Origin of the sequence: Curtobacterium sp. Leaf183 (assembly GCF_001424385.1) — a bacterium.
Classification (GTDB): Bacteria; Actinomycetota; Actinomycetes; order Actinomycetales; family Microbacteriaceae; genus Curtobacterium.
This window is the reverse complement of the sequence record NZ_LMPO01000009.1, coordinates 678,495-685,113: the sequence shown is the minus strand read 5'-3', so window position 1 is coordinate 685,113 and position 6,619 is coordinate 678,495. Positions and strand designations below refer to the sequence as shown.

The following is a 6,619-nucleotide window of genomic DNA, read 5'->3' as shown; positions in this document are numbered from 1 at the left end:
CCCGCCGGTTCGACGACGTCGTGGACGAGGTCCTCGGCTTCTTCGAGGTGCACCGCGAGGCCGGCACCTACCCGGGCGGCATGCACGTCGAGCTCACGGGTGACGACGTCACCGAGTGCCTCGGCGGCTCCGAGCAGATCGACGAGGCCACCCTCGCCACCCGCTACGAGTCGCTGTGCGACCCGCGCCTCAACCACATGCAGTCGCTGGAGCTCGCGTTCCTGGTGGCCGAGGAACTGGGCGCGCACCCGTACCCCGCGCGCTAACAGCGCGAACTGCAGACGGGAGGCCCGGTGCCAGCTGGCACCGGGCCTCCTGTCCGTCGCGGTGTCGCCCCCGGGACCACCCCTTGCACGAGCGCACCGGAAGCGACAACGTGCGCGGCTCTGCGCGTCGCTTCCGCCTGCGCGGTGTCGCTTTCGCGACAGTGCGGCGTCGGCTGCGGACGGGAGGCTCGGTGCGGGCTGGCACCGGGCCTCCTGTCCGTCCGAGTGTCGCGAAAGCGACGTGGTGCGCGGCTCTGCGCGTCGCTTCCGCCTGCGCGGTGTCGCTCCCGCGACAGTGCGGCGTCGGCTGCGGAGGGGAGGCTCGGTGCGGGCTGGCACCGGGCCTCCCGTCCGTCGGAGTGTCGCGAAGCGACAACGTGCGCGGCTCTGCGCGTCGCTTCCGCCTGCGCGGTGTCGCTCCCGCGACGGCCCGCCCTGCCCGTGCCCGAATCCGACCGCCGCAGCGTCTTACTGGTCGTAGGACAGCCGGACCGTGTCGCCCTTGTGCACCGTGGCGTTCGCGCCGGGGTCTGTGCCCGTGACGGGGAGCTTCGACTTCCAGTCGTAGAAGCCGCAGAGGATGTTCGTGCAGTCCGGGTACGTCACCTTGAGCCCGAGGTTCTCGAGGGTCGAGGCGGCCTGGTCGATGGTCTTGCCCTGCACGTCGGGCAGCGTGATCGGCGCGGGACCCTTCGAGACGACCAGGTCGATCGCGGTGCCCTTGACGACCGGGTCGGCCTCGGCCTTCGCGGAGATGACCTGGCCGGAGGGGACGTCCTCGTCGTACTGGTCGGTCTGCGACCCGACGGTCAGCTCGACGCCCTCTAGCGTGCTCTGCGCCTGCGCGGCGGTCTGCCCCGTGACGTCGGGGACCGCGCCGAGCGACACCGTCAGCGTGATGGGTCCGCGTTCGCCGTACTCCTGCACCGTCGTCAGGTCGACGGTGTTGCCGTCGGTGTCGCGCCCGGTCGCCGCGATGACCGTGTCCTTGGCGACGTCGGTCGAGAACTGGTACTGCGGGTCCTGCAGGTCGAAGTCGTCGTCGAGCGCCGCCTGTGCCGTGGTCGCGGACTGGCCGACGATCGTGGGGAGGGCGATCATCTTCGGTCCGTTCGACACCAGGATCTGCACCTGCGTGCCCTTGCGGACCTCGCGCGCCGCGGCGGGGGCGGTCGCGGAGACCTCGCCCTTGGCGACGACGGCGTCGAACCGCGCCCGGGTCTGGTCAGCCGCACGGAGTCCCTCGGCCTCGAGCATCTGGCGGGCTTGCGAGACGGACTTGCCCGCGACCTGGGGGATCCGGACGTTGCCGCCCGGTCCCGGGCCGAACCACCAGCCGATCCCGGCGCCGACGACGATGAGCAGGACGACGACCACGAGGGCGATCCAGCCGCGCTTCGAGCGCCTGGTCGTCTTGTCGGCGAGCCGCTGGCTGGCGGGAGAGAGCGCGCCCGGCGTCTGCCCGGTGCGCCGTGGCCCGGGGGCGTTCCGCCCGCGACCGCTGCCGTTCGGTCCCGTCCCGCCGCCGGTCCCGGCCTGGGGCGGGATGACGGTGGTGGCGTCGGTCGCGTCCGGTCCGGGGGCGCCGGCCGGGAGGATCGCGGTCGCGTTCTCGGGACGCAGCACGGCCGTGCGGTACTGACCGGTCGCCCGCTGCTGGTTGCCGTTGATGTGCTCGAGCATCTCGCGGGCGTCGCGGGGGCGGTCGTCCGGGTCGCGGGCGGTGGACCACGCGACGAGGTCGTCGAGCTCGGACGGCACGCCCGGCACGGCACGGCTCGGCGCGGGCACGGTGTCGTGGGCGTGCTGGTACGCGATCTGCATCGGCTGGTCGCCCTTGTAGGGCTGCTCGCCGGTGAGCATCTCGTAGAGCATGATGCCGACGGCGTAGACGTCGCTGCGGGAGTCGGCGGCGCCGCGGGTGACGAGTTCGGGGGAGAGGTAGGCGATCGTGCCAAGCAGCGCGGCCCCGGTGGCGGTGTTCTGGGTCGACGCCCGGGCGAGCCCGAAGTCGCCGAGCTTGATGCGTCCGTCGTCGGCGAGGAGCACGTTCTCGGGCTTGAGGTCGCGGTGCACGATCCCCGCACGGTGCGCCGAGGCCAGGCCGGCGAGCACGGCGCGCAGGATGTCGGTCGTCTGCTCGGGCGTCAGCGCACGGTGCTCTTGCAGCAGGTCCCGGAGGGTGATGCCCGGGATGTACTCCATGACGATGTAGGCGGTGTCGGCCTCAGCGCCCTGGTCGTACACGCCGACGAGGTTCGGATGGGACAGCCGCGCGGCCGAACGTGCCTCTTGGATGAAGCGCTCACGGAAGGCCGCGTCGTCGGCCAGGTGGCCGTGCATGATCTTGATCGCGACACGTCGCTCGAGGCGGACGTCCGTGGCGAGGTAGACGGTCGCCATGCCCCCGCGCGCGATCCGGGATCGCACACGGTACCGCTGATCGATCATGCGACCGATCATCGGGTCCGTGGCGGCGTTCGTGGTCATCGGCGGCATTCTACGAAGCGTGGGCGGGGACCTCCGCATCGGCGCACCGGTCGTGATGCAATCTCGATCTCGAGGATGAGTCCGGTCCGCGGACGTGCCCCGCTGCCGGCGCCGTCCGCGTCCGGGCTCAGAGCGTCGCCAGCCAGGCGGTCGCGGCCTGCTCCCACTGGGCGTACGCCTTCGGGTACGCCGACATCTGCACGGCCTGCGCCGCGTCGGTCACGCTCTTGGTGGACCAGTCGGAGACGTCGAGCAGACCGCGGGTCGTCCCGGCGTTCGGGTTGGACCGTCCTCCGAAGAAGAGGCGGGCGGCGTAGGTCGGGTCCTGCAGCTGGGCGGCGGTGCCCCATCCCTGGCTCGGGCGCTGCTGGAACAGGCCGACCGAGTCGCGGTCGCCGTGTGGCAGGTTCCGCAGGCTCGACTCCTGCATCGCCGCGGAGAGCGCGACGACCAGGCCACGCTGCGGGACGCCCAGCGACCGCCCGACGCGCACGATCGTCTCGGCGTTCGCACGCTGCTCGGCCGTGAGCGCCGTGCCCGACGCCGTCGTCGCGGCTCCGGCCGTCGGCAGCACGAGCGTCTTGCCCGCGTAGATCGTGCTCGTGTAGGTCAGGCCGTTGGCCGACAGCAGTGCCGAGACCGACACGCCGTGCGCGGCCGCGATGGTCGCGATCGTCTGGCCGGCCGTGATCGTGACGGACCCGGCCTTCGCGGCGGACGCGGCCGGGGCCGTCCGCGCCGGGGCGGCAGGCGCGGCGGCACGCGGAGCCGCACCGGCCTTCGGCACCGTCAGGGTCTGCCCCGGGAAGATGACGCTGCCGAGGGACAGCGCGTTCGCGCCGAGCAGCGCGCTGGTCGACACACCCACCCGGGCCGCGATGCCCGAGATCGTGTCGCCCTGCTTGACGTGGTAGGTCGACGAGGTCGAGGAGGCCGTGCTCACCGTCGCGACCGCGGGCGCCGACGCGAGGTGCAGCGTCTGGCCGGGGTGGATGATCGTGTTCCAGCCCAGGCCGTTGCGCACCAGGACCTCCTGCGCCGACAGGCCGAAGCGGGCCGCGATGCCCGACACGGTGTCGCCCTGCTGCACGGTGTAGGTGGTCGGGGCGCCCCGGACCGCCGACACGGTCGTCGCGACGGTCTGCGCGGGTCGTGCCACGGCCGGGCTGTACACCGAACGGTGGCCGACGTTGTGGTCCTCGTCGACGTGGCGCTTGGCGTTGCCGTCGTCGTCGTGGCGCGGTTCGGCGTGCGCGACCGGACCGGTCAACCCGGCGGTGACGGCGATCGTCCCGGCCAGGACGATCGGCATGGTGGCGAAGCGGGCGGATCGTTGGCGTCGAGCGTGGTCGTCTGCTGCGGTGTCCACGGGGTGCTCCTGTCTCCGGGTGAGCCATGCGCGCACGCGGGAGCGCATTCACAGGCGACTCCACGCTGGCATGTCGTGAATCGCAAGTCAACCAGAGAGCTGGATGTGGTGTGCGTGACGGATGTGACTCATGTGGTGGTTCGCGAGCAGGCGGCACTCTGGCACGATGAACGTGTGAGTGCCACACCCACGGACGACATGTCCCTATCCGAACGCTGGCTGACGGTCCCGGACCTGGTCGAGTTGCTCGGCGTGAGCCCCGGCCGCGTCCACCGCCTGTTCGAGCAGCACACGCTGCTGCCGGCGCGCGTCGGCGGCGTGCTGCGCGTGCCGAGCGAGTTCCTCGACGAGGGTGAGCCGATGCCCGAACTCCGCGGCACGCTCATCGTGCTCTCCGACAACGGGTTCTCCGACGACGAGGCCGTCCGTTGGATGCTGACCGTCGACGACGTGCTCGGCGTCGCGCCGATCGCCGCGCTGCGCGCCGGCCGCAAGGCCGAGGTGCGCCGCGTGGCGCAGTCGCTGCTCTAGCCCCGACGGACAGCAGGTCCGGTGCCAGCTGGCACCGGACCTGCTGTCCTGGCCGTTGTCCGGTCAGGCGGAGCGGCGGCTGACCGTGTCGGCCAGCGACGCGAGCTGCTCGCGCGCGGACGGTGTGAGGGGCGCGGCGTCGAGCGCCGCCTTGGCGCGTTGTACGTGCCGGTCGATCGAACGCTCGACCGCGGTCACCGCGCCCGACTCGGTCAGGGTCGCGCGGAGCATCTGCACCTGGGCCTCGTCGAGGTCCGGGTCGCCGAGCAGTTCGTCGAGCAGCGACCGCGAGCCACCCGGCAGCGCCTTGCGGGCCGTCGCGATGAGCACCGTGCGCTTGCCCTCGCGCAGGTCGTCGCCGGCCGGCTTGCCCGTGACCTCCGGGTCACCGAAGACGCCGAGCATGTCGTCTCGGAGCTGGTACGCGACGCCGAGGGGGAGGCCGAACGAGCGCAGCCCCTCGAGCTGCGACTCGGAGGCGCCGGCGACGAGCGCGCCGATGACGAGCGGCGCCTCGACCGAGTACTTGGCGGACTTGAACACGACGACCCGCTGCGCGCGGAGCAGGTGTTCTGCCTCGTCGACGGTCGGCCAGGCGGTCTCCTCGTGGATGTCGAGGTACTGGCCCGCGGTGACGTCGAGCCGCATCGCGTGGAACTCCTGTCGCACGACGCGCGCCCGCGCCGGGTCGAGCAGTGCCAGGCCCTCGTCGAAGACGGCGTCACTGAGGGACAGCAGCATGTCGCCGAGCAGCAGCGCGGAGTTCGTGCCGTAGAGCGCGCGGTCACCCACCCAGCCGGAGTCAGCGTGTCGGGACTCGAACCGTCGGTGCGCCGCCGGACGCCCGCGACGGGTGTCCGAGCGGTCCATGATGTCGTCGTGCACGAGGGCGGCCGCGTGGAAGACCTCGAGCGCGGCGGCGACCGTCACGACCGCTTCGGCCGTCGTCTGCCGTGAGCCCTCGGCCAGGGGGTCGAACGACCCGGAACGACCCGCCACCGACTGCCACCCCCAATAGCAGAACAGGGCCCGGAAGCGCTTGCCGCCGGAAAGGAGGTCTCGGGCGAACTCGTCGAACGGAGCAAGGTCCGGACTGATCGCGGCGAGTCGATCGCGCTGCTCGTCGAGCGCCCGATCGATCCGCGCCGAGACGAGGTCCACTAATCGCGTACTCTCAGCCACGGTGCCTACCCTAGTGGAGTGGTCGGGACATAGAATCGGCCAACCAACCACGCGTTGATCCCAGGGACAAAGAGGGAATCAAGATGCCACTCTCGGAGCAAGAGCAGCGACTTCTCGAAGAGATGGAGCGCAGCCTCTACCAGAACGACTCCGACTTCGTGGCGCGCGTCACCCGGCGACAAGGGCGTCCGACGTACACGTCGATCACGCTCGGGGTTCTGGGCGCGCTCGCTGGAGTCGCCGTCGTCATCCTCGGGCTGGTCTTGCGCCAGCCCCTCATCGGAGTCCTCGGCTTCGTCGTCATGCTCGCCGGAGTGCTGTTCGCACTCCGACCCGGCATGCGCGCGCCGCGTTCGTCCTCCAAGCCCTCGCGGACGGCGTCGTCCGGTGGGACTCGGGGGAGCAGCTCCGGTGGGTCCTTCATGGACCGGATGAATGATCGATGGGACAAGCGCAACGATCCCAGTTGAGACCATGAACTGACTTCCCGGAACGGGGTCGGCCCACAGGGGCCGGCCCCGTTCTGTGCGTCCGGGAGCCGTTCCGTGCTGGGGCTGTCTCGCACGCAGCAGGCGGATTCGTGCGCGGGAAGCCGGTTCGCGCATGGGCGGTCGGAAGTTCCCACCACCCACGCGCGATCCGTCCTCCCATAGTGCGGGTGACGGGGTGAGGTGACCGACCGACGGACGGGAGGCTCGTGGCGACGGCGCCACGAGCCTCCCGTCCGTTCTGCATGCCGCTCCACCGCGCCGCCAGGGCTGCGAAAGTCCTCCACTTCGCT

General features: G+C 71.5%; 6 protein-coding genes. 3 read left to right on the top strand and 3 right to left on the bottom strand.

Going from position 1 to position 6,619, the window contains the following annotated elements; genetic code table 11:
• A partial coding sequence (locus tag ASG04_RS17930; protein WP_235515549.1) for a 3-deoxy-7-phosphoheptulonate synthase occupies positions 1-266 on the top strand: 266 nt, incomplete at its 5' end.
• Positions 267-734: 468 nt separating this feature from the next.
• On the opposite strand, the gene pknB is transcribed toward ASG04_RS17930, so the two are convergent.
• Both pknB and ASG04_RS14085 read right to left on the bottom strand, forming a co-directional pair.
• Positions 735-2,756, bottom strand: a complete 2,022-nt coding sequence (gene pknB / locus ASG04_RS14090; protein ID WP_056125477.1) for a Stk1 family PASTA domain-containing Ser/Thr kinase — start codon at positions 2,754-2,756, stop codon at positions 735-737.
• Positions 2,757-2,883: 127 nt separating this feature from the next.
• On the bottom strand, positions 2,884-4,125 hold the full coding sequence (locus ASG04_RS14085; protein WP_235515548.1) for a LysM peptidoglycan-binding domain-containing protein: 1,242 nt from the start codon (positions 4,123-4,125) through the stop codon (positions 2,884-2,886).
• Positions 4,126-4,323: 198 nt separating this feature from the next.
• On the opposite strand from ASG04_RS14085, the gene ASG04_RS14080 reads away from it, so the two are divergent.
• Positions 4,324-4,656: an Rv2175c family DNA-binding protein gene (locus ASG04_RS14080; RefSeq protein WP_056125848.1), complete on the top strand. Its 333-nt coding sequence runs from the start codon at positions 4,324-4,326 to the stop codon at positions 4,654-4,656.
• Positions 4,657-4,719: 63 nt separating this feature from the next.
• Here ASG04_RS14080 and ASG04_RS14075 read toward each other — a convergent pair whose 3' ends face one another.
• Entirely contained in the window at positions 4,720-5,838 is a 1,119-nt protein-coding gene (locus tag ASG04_RS14075; RefSeq protein WP_056125474.1) for a polyprenyl synthetase family protein, read from the bottom strand.
• Positions 5,839-5,921: 83 nt separating this feature from the next.
• Here ASG04_RS14075 and ASG04_RS14070 point away from each other — a divergent pair, with 83 nt between their 5' ends.
• Entirely contained in the window at positions 5,922-6,308 is a 387-nt protein-coding gene (locus ASG04_RS14070) for a DUF3040 domain-containing protein (protein ID WP_056125471.1), read from the top strand.
• The last annotated feature ends 311 nt before the right edge of the window (positions 6,309-6,619 follow it).